11 protein-coding genes are annotated in these 17,828 nt (G+C 63.3%); 8 read left to right on the top strand and 3 right to left on the bottom strand.

What is annotated here, in order from left to right; genetic code table 11:
- Window positions 1-66: 66 nt before the first annotated feature.
- Window positions 67-2,280: a hypothetical protein gene (locus H567_RS0108200; RefSeq protein ID WP_028321030.1), complete on the bottom strand. Its 2,214-nt coding sequence runs from the start codon at window positions 2,278-2,280 to the stop codon at window positions 67-69.
- A gap of 599 nt (window positions 2,281-2,879) precedes the next feature.
- On the opposite strand from H567_RS0108200, the gene H567_RS0108205 reads away from it, so the two are divergent.
- From H567_RS0108205 to H567_RS0108225, 5 genes are all read left to right on the top strand, one after another.
- Window positions 2,880-4,703, top strand: coding sequence for a HAMP domain-containing histidine kinase (locus tag H567_RS0108205; protein WP_028321031.1), 1,824 nt, complete (start codon window positions 2,880-2,882; stop codon window positions 4,701-4,703).
- A gap of 152 nt (window positions 4,704-4,855) precedes the next feature.
- A complete protein-coding gene (locus tag H567_RS0108210; protein WP_028321032.1) occupies window positions 4,856-6,250 on the top strand; it encodes a sigma-54-dependent transcriptional regulator in 1,395 nt (464 codons plus the stop codon).
- Window positions 6,247-7,560: an ABC transporter substrate-binding protein gene (locus H567_RS0108215; protein WP_051184624.1), complete on the top strand. Its 1,314-nt coding sequence runs from the start codon at window positions 6,247-6,249 to the stop codon at window positions 7,558-7,560. Before H567_RS0108210 ends, H567_RS0108215 begins: the two co-directional genes overlap by 4 nt.
- Window positions 7,561-8,083: 523 nt before the next feature.
- A complete protein-coding gene (locus H567_RS0108220; protein ID WP_028321034.1) occupies window positions 8,084-9,640 on the top strand; it encodes a class I adenylate-forming enzyme family protein in 1,557 nt (518 codons plus the stop codon).
- Window positions 9,641-9,865: 225 nt separating this feature from the next.
- A complete protein-coding gene (locus H567_RS0108225; protein WP_035253730.1) occupies window positions 9,866-11,929 on the top strand; it encodes a molybdopterin-containing oxidoreductase family protein in 2,064 nt (687 codons plus the stop codon).
- Window positions 11,930-12,259: 330 nt separating this feature from the next.
- On the opposite strand, the gene H567_RS0108230 is transcribed toward H567_RS0108225, so the two are convergent.
- Together H567_RS0108230 and H567_RS0108235 are read right to left on the bottom strand one after the other, a co-directional pair.
- Window positions 12,260-12,919, bottom strand: a complete 660-nt coding sequence (locus H567_RS0108230) for a hypothetical protein (RefSeq protein WP_028321036.1) — start codon at window positions 12,917-12,919, stop codon at window positions 12,260-12,262.
- 93 nt (window positions 12,920-13,012) lie between these two features.
- Entirely contained in the window at window positions 13,013-13,894 is an 882-nt protein-coding gene (locus H567_RS0108235) for a LysR family transcriptional regulator (protein ID WP_028321037.1), read from the bottom strand.
- Window positions 13,895-14,048: 154 nt separating this feature from the next.
- Between H567_RS0108235 and H567_RS0108240 the strand changes: the two genes are divergently transcribed.
- The 3 genes from H567_RS0108240 to H567_RS0108250 are packed head-to-tail and all read left to right on the top strand — an operon-like array spanning window position 14,049 to window position 17,817.
- A complete protein-coding gene (locus H567_RS0108240) occupies window positions 14,049-16,001 on the top strand; it encodes a heterodisulfide reductase-related iron-sulfur binding cluster (RefSeq protein ID WP_028321038.1) in 1,953 nt (650 codons plus the stop codon).
- 35 nt (window positions 16,002-16,036) lie between these two features.
- Window positions 16,037-17,023, top strand: a complete 987-nt coding sequence (locus tag H567_RS0108245; protein WP_028321039.1) for an electron transfer flavoprotein subunit alpha/FixB family protein — start codon at window positions 16,037-16,039, stop codon at window positions 17,021-17,023.
- Window positions 17,023-17,817, top strand: coding sequence for an electron transfer flavoprotein subunit beta/FixA family protein (locus H567_RS0108250; protein ID WP_051184625.1), 795 nt, complete (start codon window positions 17,023-17,025; stop codon window positions 17,815-17,817). Before H567_RS0108245 ends, H567_RS0108250 begins: the two co-directional genes overlap by 1 nt.
- Window positions 17,818-17,828: the final 11 nt, after the last annotated feature.

Raw genomic sequence — 17,828 nt, forward strand, 5'->3', positions numbered from 1 at the left:
GCCCTCCCGGGGCGGCGGGACCCCTTCGAGTCTCATTCCGATGGCCTTCGCCGCGCCGCCTGGGGGTCAAGTTTCGTCCCTGCGCAGGATCACCGTTTCAATCATGAGGTCGTCGTCTTCGGATGTTGCCCCGGCTGAGGGAGCCGCCTCTGGCTTCCCTCCGGCAGCGGCGCCGGAGAGGCGGTTCCAGTCGTCTGCAGGGGGGGCTCCGTTCCGGCCGATCACCACGGTCTCCTCGAGAACCTCCGGCGCCGGGCCGGTTTTCCGAGCTGCGGGACCCGGTCTGTCCCCTGCGGGCTGCGGGGCGTCCGGTGGACCGTCGGGGGAAAGCACGACGGTCGCCGGTTGCGAATCCTGCCCTTGTTCCATTCGATCTCCCGGGGGGTAAACGGCGGGCTCCGGCCTGTTGTCCGGGCCGATGATCATCGTCGACTGGAGTTCGCCCTCCGCTGACAGGGGAGGTTCCGGTGGGACGCTCCCGGACGGTTCGGCGGCTGCTGAAAGGACCACGGTCCCGGCCAGGGTTTCGGCTGCATATTGTCCGGCGTGCAACGAAGGGGGCTCCGTTTCCCACGGCTGAGGGCGCTCCCGCGCCGCCCGGGCGGTCCATTCGGCCTTGATATCCTGCAGAAGGCGATAAATCGCCTCGTCTTCCCGGGGGCGCTCGCCCGGGCCTTCGACCGCAGCCCCTCCGGCGGAGGGGCGGGCTTCCGGTTGAAACATCCAGATCTTGATCTCCTGCCGCAGCTCGCCCAGGGTCCGTTCGATGCCCTCGAGGGCGGCTTCGACAGCGCCCGCGGCGCTGTTTCGAAGAAGGCCCCAGCCGATGCCGAGGGACCGTTCCCACCATGGCGTGAATGCTTCGCCTGCGGCGGATTCACGATTCCAGAAGATGTTTCGAGGGGAGAAGACGCTGTCCGGGTGGTTTCGTGCAACTGCGGGAAAGGCCTCATCGGGGCCGGCGCCGGGCGTCTGAAGGGCCTCCTGCAGGGCGGTGTAGATGTCCTGTGGTTTTTGCCGCCGGTTGGCCAGGAGGATCTGGAACCAGACCAGACCGAGCAGCTGAAGCCCGGTAGCGGCGCTCCCCTGCAGCGGTAAAGGCAAGGGCGGGCGGCTGCTGACCATTCCGATCGAGCGGAGGTTGAAAGACCAGCCGAGAGGAAGATGTCCGGGGCTGCCCGGGAGATCGACCCACAGGCGGTCGAAGGAAAAGTCCGTGCCCGATGCGCCGGACGCTTCGAGGTGCGGCCTCAGGAGGCGCAGGCACGCCTCCAGGAGACCCAGCTTGAGGTAAAGGACCTCTGCGAAACGGCGGGGCGATCCATCCGGGAAAAGGAACGCTTCCCTGTCCTCCTGAAGCGGCCGAATACCCGGAGGCTGAAAGGGCCGGAGTCTTCTGTAGTCCCCTCGTTCGCGCGCCTGCCGCTCCAGGTCATCCGGCGGGGCCCCGCCAAGGAGGGCTGAAAAATCGATGAGGCTCAGGGACGGGGCGTCGAAGACGAGCATGAAAAACGGAAAAAAGGCAAAGGGAACCACTCTTGTGACGGCCAGGCCCGAGGGGCCGTAGCACTCAGAGGCGTCGGGGCAGCCCCGGCAGGGAAAGGCCGCCGCTTCGCCGCCGGGGCCGGCCTGCTGAGCAAAGCCGCGGATCAGTGCGCGGCCGTCTTTCAAGGCGAGTGGATCGGCGGGATCCGTCATCGGCGCATAGAACGCCGTTCGGCCGGTTTCTTGAAGGCAGGCGGGGCAATGGAGGTAGCGTGAGAGCGATCCGCTGTAGGGGCTCAGCCCCATCCCCCGAAGGACCGAGTCATCGCGGCACAGGTCGAGCAGCGCCCCGCAGGTCGGGCATGGGGGATGGAAGAAGGTCCGTTGCTTCTGGCAGAAAAAGAGCGGACGGAGCGGCATGAAACGCTGGGAGGCATCGAGCTGGCTGCCGAGGACCGTGAGTCCGGCCGATCGGCCCTGAGGGCGGTAATGGGCGTAGGTCGTCAGCCACAAGCGGTCGATATCCGGGTTGCTGAGAGGGCGGACGGGGTCTTCGCCTGCGAGGCAGCGGTCGCGCTGCACGAGCAGGAGGAGCCGCTTGATCTCCGTACCCTCATCCAGGATGAAGCGGGCTTCGAAAAGACGTGCGAACGGCCGGGAATCGTCGAATACCGAAAACGGCGCCCCGGTTAAGGATTCGGGCACGGCTGGATTGACGAACTCCAGTCGCATTGTGGAGGTGTTCTGGGCGTCGAGATAGGGCAGCAGCGACTGTGAGACGCGCTCGTGAGCCACGTTCGAACCCTTTCCCTTGCAGGAATGTTTGGTCAGGGTACCGTGGAATAGCCAGCCCGAAGTGCGATGATGGTGTTGTCAAAATATATTAACAAATCAACTAGTTTAAGGGATACTTTAAACGTCTGGCCCTGCCAAGTCAATATCAAAGTTGAATTTGGTTCATAAATAATGCCCATCGCGGAAATGATTTCCCCGTAGAACCCGTTTCCAATCCGGAAATGAGCATTTTTCTTCACACCCTTCGGGTGCTCAGTCCCACCGCTTCGCGGCGGGTCCCGGTTTGAAAAAAATCAATGAAATCAACCATGTGCGCTGAGGCGACCGGTAGGTCGCCGCCCAAGCAAACGTGCAGATAGACACCGAGATTGGCCAAAAAGCCCTTTTGCGGATGGGAAGGGGGTCGATTCTGGATGCCGGCTGCAAGAAAATTTCGTGGGGCCACCGCTTTTATAGTATGATCTCGAGCAGATTGGGGAGGTTCGAACGATTTTGAAGGATTTGAACCCGTTGTCCCACGCGGTTTGGGGAACCGAAGGATGGTGCGGCATTGCAGGTTCTTGCCGGCCCCTTTTCCCCTAGCTCCGGGAGAAAGCCTCTTGCGGTTTCGCTTTTCCATTTTTGTCAAACTGGTCCTCTTCATCATCCCGCTGGTGTGCATCCCGATCGCCGTGGTGGGGTACCTCTCCGTGCAGGCCTCCGTCGAACGGGTGAATCGGCTGGTGCGGCAGGAGCAGATGGCCCAGGTGCAGGCGACCGCCGAGAGGATCGACGCCGTGTTCTACAATGGCCGGATGGATCTGGAGACCCTGGCGCGGTCCCCGGTACTGGCCGAGTTCTATCTCGCGCGGCTGTTCCGGCTGGAGGCGGAAGCCGGGTTCAACCGGGAGAATCTGGAAAAGCTCTTTGCCGACATCCTGGCGCGCACGCCGTACTACCATCGCATACGTTTTCTGGACCGGCAGGGCCGCGAGCGGATTCATGTGTCGCGAGAGGGCCCTGTAGGACCGTCGGCGGATCGGAGCGGAGACGTGTTTTTCCTTGAAGCCCGCGGTCTCGGGCCTGAGGAGGTCTTCTTTTCCGGCCTTGTGCGCAGTGAGGATCATGGAGGCTACGTCGTATACGCCGCCCGGCCCTTCTTCACCGGTTGGCGCGAATACGCCGGGGTCGTGGTGATCGATGTGGATTTCGAGAAGATCATCGAGATCATCCGTGCGATACAGGTGGGGGAAGGGGGGTATTCTTTCCTGATCGATCAGGAGGGCCGTACCCTGGTCCACCCGCGCTATGACCCCTACGCCTTCGGCATCGGTGATTATCCCGACGCCAGCCTGCGGGATATGGTCCGGAGCATGCTCTCAGGCGGAAGCGGGTGGCAGACTTATACGTTTCAAGAAGAGGAAAAGGTGGCGGGATTTGCGCCGGTCCGCAGCATGGGCTGGTCCCTGGCCGTGACGGTGCCGATCCGCGAGTTCGCCCGCGAGTCGCACGACCTGCAGTCCCGGGTGCTGAATCTCGTCCTGATGACCGTGCTGGTCACACTTGCCGGAGTGTTCGCGCTGTCCTATCATCTCCTGAGGCCCGTCAGACGGCTTGTGGCGGCCACCAACCGGGCGGCGGGAGGCGATCTGAACCAGGAGATACCTATTTCGTCCCATGACGAACTGGGCGATCTGACGCGGTCTTTCAACCGGATGCTGACGGATCTCGCCCGCATCCAGCAGGAGTTGGTCCGTTCGGAGAAGCTGATCGCCCTGGGGCGGCTTTCGGCCGGCGTCGCCCATGAGATCCGGAATCCGTTGAACGCCATGAAGGGCGCCATGGTCCATCTTCGCCAAAAAAGGCCCGATGAACCTCTGATTCAGGAGATCGCCGGTCTGGTGACCGAAGAGATCGACCGCCTGGATCGCCTGGTGGCCGAGTTCCTCTATTTTTCAAAGCAGGCCCCACCCCGGCTGTCGCCGACGGACCTGAACCTGGTCATTTTGGGGGCGCAGGCGCTGCTGATCCATCAGGCCTCCCGCAAGGGGGTGCGGTTCGAGAACCGGCTGGATGAGGGGCTCCCTCCTGTCCCCCTCGATGCGCATCAGATGGAGCAGGCTCTTTTGAACCTCGCGATCAACGCTATGGATGCCGTTCCTCCGGGCGGCGAGGTCCGGTTTACATCCGGTGTGAAGGAGGAGGGCGGCGCGCGTTTTGCGGCCATCGAGGTGGTCGACAAGGGCGTGGGCATCGGCCCGGAAGACCTTCCGAACGTATTCGACCCCTTTTTTACGACCAAAGAGGAAGGCACCGGCCTCGGGCTGCCGCTCAGCCTCGGGATCGTGGAGGCGCACGGCGGCAGCCTGGAAATCGAGAGCCGTCCGGGTGAGGGCACCCGTGCGACGATCCGCCTTCCTCTCGACGGATCACCGGCGGGATGAAGACCCTTTCCATCCGGGAAGGGTCTGCTTGGTCCGTCTCGGTGTCGAGCGTTGCGCTCGCTCGCGCGGCGGCACGCAGGCCGCCCGGGGGGAGGATCACCCTGCTTTGCTCGACCGGCTGAAAAGACCAGTTCCGTAGGGATACGAGGCAGATGGACACGGAGAAGACGATTCTAGTCGTAGATGACCGCATCAACGCCTTGAAGGTGTTGATGCTCTTTCTGGCCGACAAGGGCTATCGCGTGCTGGAGGCCTCGAGCGGGCCTCAGGCGCTGGCGGTCTTTCAGGACCATCCAGAAATCGATGTGGTGCTCTCGGATCTCAAGATGCCGGGGATGAGCGGGCTCGACCTGTACAAGGCCATGCTGGAGGTGCGCCCCGTGCCGCCTTTTATCATCATGACCGCCTACGCCACGGTGGAAACGGCGATCTCGGCCCTCAAGGAGGGGGTGACCGACTACCTGATCAAGCCGCTCAACTACGAAGAACTCCCCATCGTGCTGGCCAACGCGTGCCGGCAGGCGGAGATGAGCCGGGAACTGGCGGCGCTCCGCCAAGAGGTCCGAAAGGAGCAGTGTTTTCACGGGATGCTCGGGGTCTCCCGTCCCATGCGGGAGATCTTCGAGATGGTCCGCACGGTGGGGCCGACCGATGCCGCGGTGCTCATCACCGGTGAGACGGGCACGGGAAAGGAACTTCTGGCCCATAGCCTGCACGAGGAGTCGCGGCGGCGGGATCGCCCGATGGTTTGCATCAACTGCGCCGCCCTGACCGAGACCCTCCTCGAGGCCGAGATGTTCGGCTATGTGAAAGGTGCTTTTACCGGGGCCCTGACAGACCGGAAAGGCCGCCTCGAGATGGCGCATGAAGGGACGCTGTTTCTGGACGAGATCAGCAACATGACGCTTCACCTCCAGGCCAAGTTCCTCCGGTTCCTGCAGGACGGCAGCTTCGAGCCGGTCGGGGCGAACTGGAGCAGAAGGGTGGACGTGCGGCTGGTGGCTGCGACCAACGCCGATCTCGAGGCGCAGATCGCCGCCGGCCGATTCATGCGCGACCTCCTCTACCGCATCGAGGTGATCGCGATGCACCTGCCGCCTCTCCGGGAAAGGGTCGAGGACATCCCCATTCTGGTCGAGCATTTTATCGCCCACTACGCGCGACACTACATGAAATCGATCGAAGGCGTCGCTCCGGACGCCATGCAGGCCCTCCTGGATTATCCCTGGCCGGGAAATGTACGGGAGCTCGAGAACTGTCTCGCACGGGCCGTGATCCTCTCCAAGCAGTCCGTTCTCGGTCGGGATGACCTGCCGGGGAAGATGACGGAAGGCGCGCGGGCGGAGGCCGGGTCCGGCGAGGCGGGAAGGGAGGATGCGCCGCCCGTGGAAGGGGTGACGCTCAAGGACATGGAGACCCGGCTGATCGCCGACACGATCCGGCGCTGCCAGGGGAACAAGACCTTGGCGGCCAAGGTGCTGGGGATTTCCCGCAAAGGACTTTACGAAAAGATGGCGCGCCTCGGGATCAAGGAGGACCTCCTTTGAAGCGGGTATGGGGGCTTTTGCGTCCAATGAGCGGGGCTGTGCTCCTGTTCGGCGTTCTGACGATCCTCCGGCCGCCGATCGTCGGCCCCTCCCTGCTCTGTGCCGCCGCAACAGAGGAGATCGTCCTCGGGGCGCCGACCTCCCTCGGAACCCTGGAGGGCGCGGAAAGCCTGAAGGCGGCGCGCCTGGCCGTGGATGAGGTCAATGCGGCGGGAGGGGTGCGGGTCGGCGGCCGGGTCTGCCGGCTGCGCCTCGAGCCCTGCGACCTGAACGATGCCGCCGGGCGGGTGCGTCCGGAGGAGGCGGTGGCGCGCCTCGAGCGCTTCATCCGGGAACAGGCGCCCGACGTCATCCTCATCGGGCCCTTCCGGTCCGAGGTCCTGCTGGCCTCGATGGACCTCCTGGCCCGGCACAGGATCCCCACCCTGGTGAGCATCGCCATGTCCCCGGCGGTGGATGCCAAGATCCTTTCCGACCCGCGGTATCGCTGCATCTTCCGGTTGAGCCTCAGTACGCGTTATCTGGCCGCGCGCCTGATCGAGGCGTTGCAGATGATGCGGAGGGAGTTCGCATTCGACAAGATACTGATCTTGAATCAGGATGTGGCCTGGGCGCGTTCGACGATCTCGCTGCTCCTCAAGGTGTATCTCGACCGCTCGGACTGGAAGGTGACGGGGCAGGAGAACCTCAGCGGCGAAACGGTGGATTTCAGCCGGTTCCTGAACAAGGCACGTGCAGACGGGGCCCACGTCATCCTGACGATCTTTGACGCCCCCGCATGCGGGAACCTGATCGAGCAATGGCATACCCTGAAGCCGCCCGCCGTCCTGTGCGGGTTCCTGTCGCCCGCCATCGGGCCGGGGGCCTGGGAGGCCTTCGGAGGGCGCCTCGAGGGGGTGATCAACGTCATTTTCGAACTCGGCAACCTGCCTTCGTCCCGCTATGCGCCGGCTGCAGCCTTTTACGAGGCCTTCGAGGCCGCCTACGGGGCCCCGATCGAGGCGGGCCACGGTCCAGCCCCCTCCTACGAGTCGGTCTACGTGTTCGCGGAGGCGATCGAACGGGCCGGCAGCCTGGAGCCGGAAGGGGTCATTGCGGCGCTCGAGGCCACCGATCGGCAGGGGAGCATGGGCCGCCTCCGTTTCCACCGGGGACATCAGGCGATCTTCGGTGAAGATCCGTACATCGAGGCTTTGGCCTGCGTGGTGCAGTGGCAGGCATCCGGCCGGCGGGTGATCGTGCACCCGGCGGCCATCGCCGAAGGTCCGATCGCGCTGCCCGATTTCGTGCGCCGGGGAAGAGTGGAGTGAAGCCGCGGCGTGCACCGGTGCCGAAACGCCGCTGCCGGGTCGAGATGCGCCGGCTTGAAGCAGGGACCTTTCCTCGATGTGTTACTTTTCCTTACAGCCTGATCAAGGTGTAACCGAAGGTAACAATTTGAAGAGATTTGCGCCTAAATTGTTCATATTCTGATATTATTCTTTATGCCCCGATGTTTCCCCCCCGCCAGTGAGTCCCCGGATGTAACGAAATCTCACACGGTGTCCTCTCCGCCCGACGTCCGCCCAGCCGGTGCTTTTGTGTAAAATATGAAAGAATGACAGCTTGTTGAGTGTTTTTACGCCCCTGGCACGGCCCTTGCTTTTTACGGTACGGCAATGGGCTGCGCCTGGACGGGTGAACGATCCCGCCCGGGCGTCGAGCCGGCTCGAAGCAGGCGGCCGACACCGGGACGGTGCGAAGCGACCGCTCCCTGCGCCGGTGGAAACGCCTTCGCGGAGGCGATACGGAAGGCCCGGCCGACACAACAACATGACGAGGGGGGAGACAGTGATGAACACGATAGGGACGCTCAGGATGGTGGTGGCTCGGAATCTGGAATACAATCCTGACAGACCGGCCTTGATTCTCGGCGATCGGCGCTACACCTTCGGGCAGTTTGCGGACAGGACCCGCAGGATGGGAAACGCGCTGCTCGACATGGGACTCAGGAAGGGGGACCGGGTGGCGATTCTGAGCAAGAACAGCATCGAAAACGCCGAAAGCTACTTCAGCATCCCCAACGCCGGCCTCGTGCTGGTGATGCTCAATTTCAGGCTCGCACCCCAGGAGATCCTCACCATCCTGATGGACTCGGGCGCCACGGTCCTCATGGTGAATGAGGAATATCTGGGGCATGTGGAAGAGATCAGGAGAGATCTCGATTTCGTGAAACACTTCATCTTCATCGGTCCGGTGGAAAAGACCCCGCCGGGCTGGTTCCATTACGAGAGCCTGATCGCGATGTCCTCGCCCGAAGAGCCCGCGACCGAGATCTCCGAGGACGACCTGGCGGCCCTGATGTACACGAGCGGCACCACCGGCGCCCCGAAGGGCTGCATGGCGACCCATCGAAACTATTATCATGCCGGCCGCAGTCTGACGCTGGAACTCAAAATGAATCCCGATGACGTGAACATCATCCCGTCGCCCCTCTTTCATGCCACCGGCGAGGTGGTGCTGATGAACGGGATGTACAGCGGCACCCCGTCGATCATCATGCCCCAGTGGGACGCGGAGATGTTCATGCAGCTCGTCGAGCGGTACAGGGTCACGAGCGGCATGCTGGCCACTCCGATGCTCCTCTTCCTGGTGGAGCACCCCGATGCAGGGAAGTATGACCTGTCGAGCATCCAGAAGATGTTCTTCGCCGGGGCGCCGGTCACGCCGGTGGTCTTCCAGCGCGCGATCGAGCGCTTCGGAAACGTGTTCCTGCATCTGTTCGGCACGACGGAGACCGTGGGCCAGGCGACCATCCTGCGCACGGAGGAGATCGCGCAGGCCCTGGCGGACGGCGACACCGAGATCCTTTCGTCGTGCGGCCGATCCTTTGCGGATATGCAAAGCGTCGTCGTGGACGAGAACGACCGGCCGGTGCCCCCCGGCGTAGTGGGCGAGATCAAGGTGCGCGGGCTCGGGACGACCCTCGGGTACTGGAACAAGCCGGCGGAGACCCGGAAGGATTTTCGCGACGGCTGGTATTATCCCCTGGATCTGTGCCGGATGGACGAGAAAGGCTTCATCTATGTGGTGGACCGGAAGAAGGACATGATCATCACCGGCGGCGAGAACGTTTATCCGGCCGAGGTGGAAAATGTCCTCTACAAGCATCCGACGGTCGCTCAGGCCGCGATCGTGGGGATGCCCGACGACCGATGGGGCCAGGTCGTCACGGCGATCGTCGTGCGCAAGGACGGCGCCGAGGTCTGCGAGGAGGACCTCCGTTCCTTCTGCCGGAAAGAGATAGCGGGCTACAAGGTGCCCAAGCGCGTCCTGTTCGTCGATTCCCTGCCCATCAGCGCCAGCGGCAAGATCCTCAAGTACAAGCTGCGCGAGGAGTTGATGCAGTAGCGGCCGCGAAAACCTGATCCTCTCCGCGATTTTCCGCTTGACCTTTCGGGCGGCTGAAGGTTGAAATCAGGCAGACAGCGTGACCCGGGCAGCCCCGGTTTTCGGGGCGTGAATGTCCAGGCTGGAGGAGGCGCCCGTGAACGTTCCTTTCGCGCCTTCCAGTGCGCCGGTCCTGAATCGCTGAACCTTCTTGCCGCCTGAAGCCTGCGGCCGATCGGAGGGAAGATGCAGGAGAATTTGGAGGTCCCCACCCTTTGCAGGATGTGCGACCATGGCTGCGGCATCCTGGTGAGCGTCGAAAACGGAAAGCCGGTTCACATCCGCGGCAACCCTGCCCACCCGTTCAACAAAGGCTGGATGTGCGTCAAGGGGAAATCCGCCCTTGATCTGTTCTATGCGGCCAACCGGTTGAAGACGCCTTTGATCCGCAGGGGCGGGCGGCTCCTTTCCGCCTCGTGGGATGAGGCGCTGGGCCATGCCGCGGAGCGGCTGCAGCGGCTGAAGGAGCGATGGGGCCCCCAGGCGCTCGGCATCTACTACGGCGAGGGGGTCGGGCATCAGGAAATCCGCTACTACATGAAACGGTTCGCCAATGTCTACGGCACACCGAATTTCATGAGCGTCGGGGCCATCTGCAACGCCGCCCGCACCTTCGGGGAGATCCTGACGCTTGGCGGCCTGACGAAGCCGGACATCGCCAACGCCCGGCTGGTGGTCTTGTGGGGGGCCAATCCGCTGGTCTCCCACGAGCCGGTCCCCCCAAAGGTGATCCGGCGGCTCGGGAAGTCGGGCGCCCGCCTGGTGGTCGTCGACCCGCGCACGACCGAGACGGCGGCCAGGGCCGACCTGCACTTGAAGATCCGCCCCGGAACGGATGCAGTCCTGATCGCCGGGCTGCTGCACGTGATCCTGCGCGAGGGATTGTGGGATCGGGGCTTCACCGGCGAGTGGGTGTCAGGGTTCGAGAGGCTGCAGGCGGAGGTTTCGAAGCCGCGCTACGCGCCGGAGGCGGGGGCGGCGCTGACCGGCATCGACCCCGAGGCGGTGAGGGAGTTCGCGCGCGAATACGCCCGGACGAGGCCCGCGTGCGTCTTCACCGGGAACGGCCTGGAGCATCATCCTTCGGGCGTTGCCAAGACGCGGCTCCTGGCGGTCCTCAAGGCCGTCACCGGGAACCTCGATGTTCCGGGGGGGGAGCTTTTCACTCCGAGGCCGCCGATCAAGGACATCACCTCGCCCCTGCCGCCGCCCGAAGCTCCGGCGATCGGCGCCCGGCGCTTCCCGATCTTCTGCCGCGCCCGCGGAGAAGCCCACGCCCTCTCCCTGCCCCGCGCCATTCTGGACGAAGAGCCCTACCCCATCAAGGGGTTGACGGTGACCGGCGGTAACCCGACCCTTCAGTGGCCCGACAGCCGCCGCACCCGGGAGGCCTTCGAAAAGCTTGAATTCCTGATGGTGGTCGATGTGGTGGACGCCCCCGACAGCCGCCTGGCGGATGTGGTGCTCCCGGCCTGCACGTTTCTCGAGCGGGACGAACATCGGAGCAACGTCTACCTGAACCTGCCGTGTGTGACCCTGAGGCAGGCCGTGGTGGAGCCCCTCTACGGCCTCCCCGACCAGATGATCTGGGTGAAGCTGGCCCACGCCATGGGTTACCGGGAATACTTTCCGTGGAAAAGCTGCATCGAGGGGATCGATGACCTGTTGAGCCCCATGGGAAAGACCTATGCGGAGATCTCGGCCGCCGGGGGCATCTACGCCTATGACCGGAGGATTTACCGGCGGTATGAACGGGAGGGGTTCGGCACGCCTTCCGGCAAGGTGGAGATCTATCCGAAGCGTCTCGAGGAGGCCGGGTTCGATCCTTCTCCTGTTCCTTCTCTCGAGGCTGAACGAATGCGGGCGGCGGAAGCGGATCAGAACGATCCCTTCCCCTTGATGCTGGCGACGGGGGGCAATCTCCTGCCGTATACGCACTGGCAGTTCCGGTATATCCCCAGGCTTCGGAAAACAGTGCCCGATCCGTTTCTGGAGATCCATCCCGAGACGGCCGGTCTGCTGGGGGTCCGGGACGGCGAACCGGTGGAGGTACGCACGGAGACAGACGTCATTGTGGTCCCGGCGATGATCACCGGCGCCATCCGCCCGGGGGTGGTGCATTTGGCCCAGGGGTGGGAGACGAGCAACGCCAACCGCTTGACGTCCAACGAGGATGCCGATCCTGTCTCGGGGTTCCCGAACCTCAAGTCCGTGAGGTGCCGGGTCGTGAAGCGCGCCTCGGCATCTTGAAGCCCGAACGACCGGAAGCTTCAGATCCTACCCGAATCTTTTCAAGGGTCCAGGGAGATCCTCCGTTCCATCCGGAAATGATTTCCCGGTAGAACCCGATTTCCAATCCGGAAATGAGGATTTTTCTTCACACCCTTCGGGTGCTCAGTCCCACCGCTGCGGTGCGGGTCCCGGTTTCTTCACACGCTGCGCGTGCTCAGTCCCACCGCTTCGCGGCGGGTCCCGGTTTGGCCAATATCAAGGAAATCAAATGTGCAGATTGACGCCGGGATTGGCCAAAAAGACCATTTCCGGATGGAAATCTCCTTGGACCCCCATGCCGTTCGAACCTCAAAATCCTTTCATCATTTCCGCAATCAGATAGGGGACTTCCACCCGGCCCGTGGGCGCCAGGATCCGGCTGCTGAAGTTGACGGCGTATTGCTTCTTGAGGGTTCGGGAAAGTCTGCGGTATTGGGCCGAATCGATGGCCTTGGCGATGTCGGCCAGGCTCCGGGCCGTGCATTCCGCCAGGATCCGGGGGCCGGAGCCGATGGCGAGCCGCCAGCCGTGGGTGACGGGCACCCCCATGTCCTTCATCATGGGGATGGCCTCTTCCGACACGAAGCGGTTGTGCGCCTCTTCCTGCCCCGGGACGATGTCATAGTACTGATTGAATTTCCAGGCACCCGTCTGGATGTTGAAGGTCTGGTTGCGGAACATCCCCGTAGGGATCCAGACCCGGTTTCCGTAGTTGTAAACGTAGCGCTGCAGCTGCGTCGCCATGATCCGGTATTCCCGCGACGAGAAGGCGGCGAGAAGCCCGGCGTCGTTTTCTACGGCGGCGGCCGCGACGATCCGGGGTCCTGCGCCGACGGCCACATAAAAGCCGCCGAGCATCCGGATCCCGAGCTTTTCGAGGCCGGGGTTGAAGGTTTCCGAGATGAATTTCGAGTATTCATCATATTCGCCGGGGTTTACATCCCAGTATTGGCTGAAGAGGATCGTCATCGGTGGTTTTCTCCTTGCAGTAGTGTGGGCGGCCAGCCCGGTAGGGCCCGGAGCGCATCGGCCGGCTGAAACCCTTTGCATCTTATATGATTCTCATCCCTCAAACAAGCTGAGAAAGGCCTTGGTGGCTGGATTGAGCTCGATTCCCTTGGCGAAGATCATGTCCGTCTGGACGTGGATGGGACCCTCGGCCAGATTGATGGGCTTGAGGAGCCCCAACTGGGTTTCCAGGCGGATGTCGGGCTTGTACATGATGGTGACCCCCCGTCCCTGAATGACATACTGTTTGATGAACTCGAGGCTTTCCGCCTCGAGCAGCACCGACGGTTTGATGCCGTAGGCGTCGAGGAACGAAAGGATGGCGTAGCGCGAGCCCGAACCTTCCTCGCGGATGATGATGGGCTCCGTGGCGAGGTCGCTCATCTGCACCGTCTGCATCCTGGCGAAGCGATGAGTGGTGGGGGCCACCAGGCAGAATTCCTCCTTGGAATAGGGCACGACGCTCAGCCTGCTCCGGAACGGGATTCGGGCGATGATCCCGACGTTAAATTCGTGCGCGATGACGCCCTCCGCAATGCTGGTGGAGCTGGCTTCCTTCAGGTAGACCTTGATGCCTGGATGCCGTTCCTGGAAACGGGACAGGATCTGGGGCATGAGGTGCCTGGCAAAACTCCGGGTCGTGCCGATGACGAGCGATCCCTGAGAGAGTTCGGCGCGGCCCTTGATGACATACTCCATTTCCTCCACGATCTCGAAGATGCGCTCGGCGTAGCCGAAAAGGACCCGTCCGGTCTCGGTCAGTTCGAGCGCCTTGCCGTATCGGGTGAAGAGCTTCATGTCCAGGTCTTCTTCGAGGGCCTTGATCTGCATCGTCACCGCCGGCTGGCTCACGTAAAGGGCCTCGGCCGCCTTGGTGATGCTCTTTTCACGGGTGGCAAGGAAAAAGGCCCGGAGCTGGTTCAGATTGACGCGCATCAACCCCCCAAATTTCTATAAAAAGTTCTTTTTGAATATAAGAAAAACTTATAACACTATAAAAACAATTGCTTTGACAAGTCAATAGAAAAACAAGGAATATTTTCTCAAACAGGCGCTTTTGTGCGGCAACCCCAAGAGAGGAGAGGGCTTCATGACACCGCAGCGGATGATGTTCTGGCAGATCGACCTGGTCTGGCTGTTTTACCTCCTGGCGGCCCTGGCAACGGCCCTTTTCCTGGCAGGGATGGCAGCCCATGTGCTCGTCTGGAAGAAGAACGCCGGGTCGCTGAAGGTCCCCTTCTCCAAAGAGGCGCTCGAGCGGATGGTCCTGGACAGCTTCCTGGGGCGGCGCATCCTGCATGGGGAGCCGGCCGCCGGCCTCATGCATCTCCTGATCTTCTGGGGCTTTCTCTCCCTTTTCATCGGCACCACGGTGCTCGCCGTGCATCATTACATCGTAGCCTTTCTGACGGGTACGACCTATCTGATTTTTTCGGTGGCGATGGAGATCGCGGGCCTCATGCTGCTGGCCGGGCTCCTCTGGGCGCTCGTCCGCCGCTATGTCCAGCGGGTTCCGCGGCTCGAACGGCGGCTGGAGGATGCCATCGTGCCCTTGTGGCTCCTGGTGGTGGGTCTTTCCGGATTTCTGCTGGAGGGGCTGCGCCTCTCCTACGAGCAGCCGGCCTGGGGGGGATGGTCCTTCGCGGGCGGGTGGGCCGGGGCGCTCTTTTCGGCTTCGGCCTCCGAAGCCGCCTATCCGGCGGTCTGGTGGGGCCATACGCTCCTGAGCCTCTCCCTCATCGCGGTGATCCCCTTCACGAAGCTCTTCCACGTCCTCGGCGCACCGGCGGCCGTCTACTTCGAAGGGATCAAGGAACCGGCCGCCCTGGATATCGAGGAGGCCGGCCAGTTCGATCTCGGGGACACGGTCTTCTTCGACGCCTGCATGCGCTGCGGCCGGTGCGTCGCGGTCTGCCCCTCCGCGGGCGCCAAGGAACCTTTCGCCCCCCGCGATTTCATCCAAGCCATGCGGCGCTCCCTGTGGCAGACCCACTCCTCCTTCGGGGATGTCCGCTTCCTGAGCCGCGCGGAGAAAAGCGATGTCGATCAGAACTTCTGGTACTGCACCACCTGCCGCGCCTGCCTGGAGGTCTGTCCGATCTACGGGGCCTCTTTCGAGGCGGTGACGAGAAAGCGGGTGCTCGCCGTGGAGGAGGGCACGCAGGTGCCGAAGCTCCTGAACCAGACCCTCGAGAAGCTGGCGAAGTACGACAACCCGTGGGAGTCTTCCAAGGGCCAGCGCGACGCCTGGGCGAAGGACCTCAACCCGCCTGATCTCACGAAAAGAGGGGTGGAGGCGGACCTGTGCTACTTCGTGGGGTGCACCACCTCCTTTGACGACACGGCCCGGGGGATCGCCCGTTCGTTGACGAAGATCCTCCAGACGACGGGGGCCTCCTTCGGCATTCTGGGCAAGAAGGAGCCATGCTGCGGGGACATCGCCCGGCGCGTGGGCGAGTTGGGACTTTTCCAGGAGCAGCAGGAAAAGTGCCTCGAACTCTTCGACCGCTACGGCATCACGGAGGTCGTAACCTCTTCGCCCCACTGTTTTCACACCTTCCGCAACGATTACCCCGACGCCCCCTTCAGGGCCCGGCACTATACCCTCCTGCTGCGCGAGATGCTGGAGCAGGGACAACTCCGGTTCCGGGAGCAGCCGAAGACGACGGTCACCTACCACGACCCCTGCTATCTGGGCCGATACAACCGCATCTTCGATGAACCGCGCGAGGTGATCCGGGCGATTCCCGGGCTCAGCCTGGTGGAGATGGCGCACCACCGCGAAGACAGTCTTTGCTGCGGCGGCGGCGGCGGACGGATGTGGCAGGATCTGACCGGGGAGGTCAAGATGAGCGAGATCCGGATCAGGGAGGCCGAGGCCACCGGGGCGAAGATCCTGGTGACGGCGTGTCCGCTGTGCCGGATCATGCTGGAAGATGCCCGCAAGGCGGCGGGGCTGAACGAGACGCTCCAGGTCATGGACCTGAACGAACTTGTGCTGCAGGCATTGGAAGGGGTCGATGCCGAAGCGCCCGGCGCCTGAGATAAGCCGAACCTTTTTGCAAGAGGAGGATCCACATGGATGATGTCCTGATTCTGGGAGACATGAAAGAGGGTTCACTGGACACACGGACCCTGGAACTGGTGGGGGTCGGCCGGCGGCTGGCCAAGGAACGGGGCGGCGATCTCTGCGTCCTCATCCTGGGGGATGCGCCTGGGGGCGGCGCTGCTGAAGCGGCCTCCTACGGCCCGGCGAAGGTGTACAGCGTGGCGCACCCGCTGCTGAAAGGCTTCCAGCCGGAGTTCTGGCTGAAGGCCCTGGAGCAGGTCTGCGCACAGGTCAAGCCCGGGGTCTTTCTGATGAGCCACTCCTACAAGGGGATGGAGCTCGGGCCGCGGCTCGCCTGCCGCCTGGGAGCGCGGCTGACGACGGACTGCATCGACCTGGCCGTCGACCCGCAGGACGGGCTGCTGTTGCGGACCAAGCCGGTCTCGGGCGGAAATGCCATATCGGTCTTCAAGTGCCCCGGCGAGCCGCAGATGGCGACGGTGCGGGGAAAGGTGTTCGAACCGGCCGCGGCGGGCGAGGCCAAAGGCGAGATCGTCGAGATCGCGGTGGAGCTCGACGCCTCCATGGCCAGGGTCGCCTCCCTCGAGGTGGTCAAGGAGGAGGTCGTCGCCCTCGACAAGGCGGACGTGGTCGTGGCCGGGGGCGCGGGCCTGGGCGAAGAGGACGGGTTCGAGGCCCTCGAGGATCTGCGCAAGGCCCTGAGCAAGTCCTTCGGCAACGTGATGATCGGGTGCAGCCGGGTGGCGGTGGACAAGGGGTGGATCTCCTCGGATCACCAGGTGGGTCTGACCGGGACGATGATCTCTCCGGACATCTACGTGGCGGTGGGCATCTCGGGGGCGATCCAGCACCTGGTCGGCATGGTGCACTCGAAGAAGATCATCGCGATCAACACGGATGCCGGCTGCAACATGTTCAAGGTGGCCGACTACGGCGTGGTCGAGGATTTCGAAAAGATCATTCCTGCGCTGGTCGAGAAATTGGAGGAACTGTGATGAAAGAGATGCGAATCATCGTCTGCGCGAAGCAAATACCCGATCCCGAAGCGCCCCTGTCGGATGTGCGGGTGGATGCGGCGAACAAGGAAGTGATCGTCGATGCGCCCCAGGTGATCAGCCCGTTCGACGAGAATGCGCTGGAGGCGGCCCTGCGGATCACGGAGGACCTGGGCGGGACCATCACCGTCCTGAGCCTCGGGAAGAAGGTGTCGGACACGGTGCTCCGGAAGGCCCTGGCGGCCGGCGCCGACGAACTGATCCTGCTCCAGGACGACGCCTTCGACAAGCTCGACAGTTATTCCGTGGCCCAGGCCCTGGCCGATGCGATCCGGAAGATCGGGGACTACGACCTGATCCTGACCGGTCGGCAGGCCGGGGATTGGGATTCGGGGCAGGTGGGCCTGCTGCTGGGGGAGATCCTGGGGATTCCGAGCGTCAGCCTCGCCCGTGAGATCAGCGTCGAAGACGGCAGCGTGGTGGTCAAGAAGAGCACGCCCGAGGGCTACGAACGGGTGAAGGCCGCCCTGCCGGCACTCGTCACCGTCAGCAACGAGGTGGGCGAGCTCCGGTACATCTCGAGGACGCGGATGCTGAAGATGCTCAAGGGCGCGGGTTCCATCCCGTCCTGGGGCGCTCAGGACCTGGGGACGGCCCCGGATGCCCTGAAGAAGATGTCCATTGTCGAACTGTCTTCTCCGCCGGATATGCGAAGAGACTGCCAGTTTCTGGAGGGGGCGACCCCGGATGAGGTGGCGGGCAAACTGGCGGCCGTCTTCAAATCTCTGCAATAAGGTTTTCAAAA

It is taken from the genome of Desulfatiglans anilini DSM 4660 (assembly GCF_000422285.1).
Lineage (GTDB): Bacteria > Desulfobacterota > DSM-4660 > Desulfatiglandales > Desulfatiglandaceae > Desulfatiglans > Desulfatiglans anilini.

Excerpts from the sequence above, each read along its gene's own strand:
- H567_RS0108210 (WP_028321032.1), top strand. The coding sequence starts at position 4,856 with ATGGACACGGAGAAGACGATTCTAGTCGTAGATGACCGCATCAACGCC.
- H567_RS0108220 (WP_028321034.1), top strand. The coding sequence starts at position 8,084 with ATGAACACGATAGGGACGCTCAGGATGGTGGTGGCTCGGAATCTGGAA.
- H567_RS0108225 (WP_035253730.1), top strand. The coding sequence starts at position 9,866 with ATGCAGGAGAATTTGGAGGTCCCCACCCTTTGCAGGATGTGCGACCAT.
- H567_RS0108230 (WP_028321036.1), bottom strand. The coding sequence starts at position 12,919 with ATGACGATCCTCTTCAGCCAATACTGGGATGTAAACCCCGGCGAATAT.
- H567_RS0108235 (WP_028321037.1), bottom strand. The coding sequence starts at position 13,894 with ATGCGCGTCAATCTGAACCAGCTCCGGGCCTTTTTCCTTGCCACCCGT.
- H567_RS0108240 (WP_028321038.1), top strand. The coding sequence starts at position 14,049 with ATGACACCGCAGCGGATGATGTTCTGGCAGATCGACCTGGTCTGGCTG.
- H567_RS0108245 (WP_028321039.1), top strand. The coding sequence starts at position 16,037 with ATGGATGATGTCCTGATTCTGGGAGACATGAAAGAGGGTTCACTGGAC.
- H567_RS0108250 (WP_051184625.1), top strand. The coding sequence starts at position 17,023 with ATGAAAGAGATGCGAATCATCGTCTGCGCGAAGCAAATACCCGATCCC.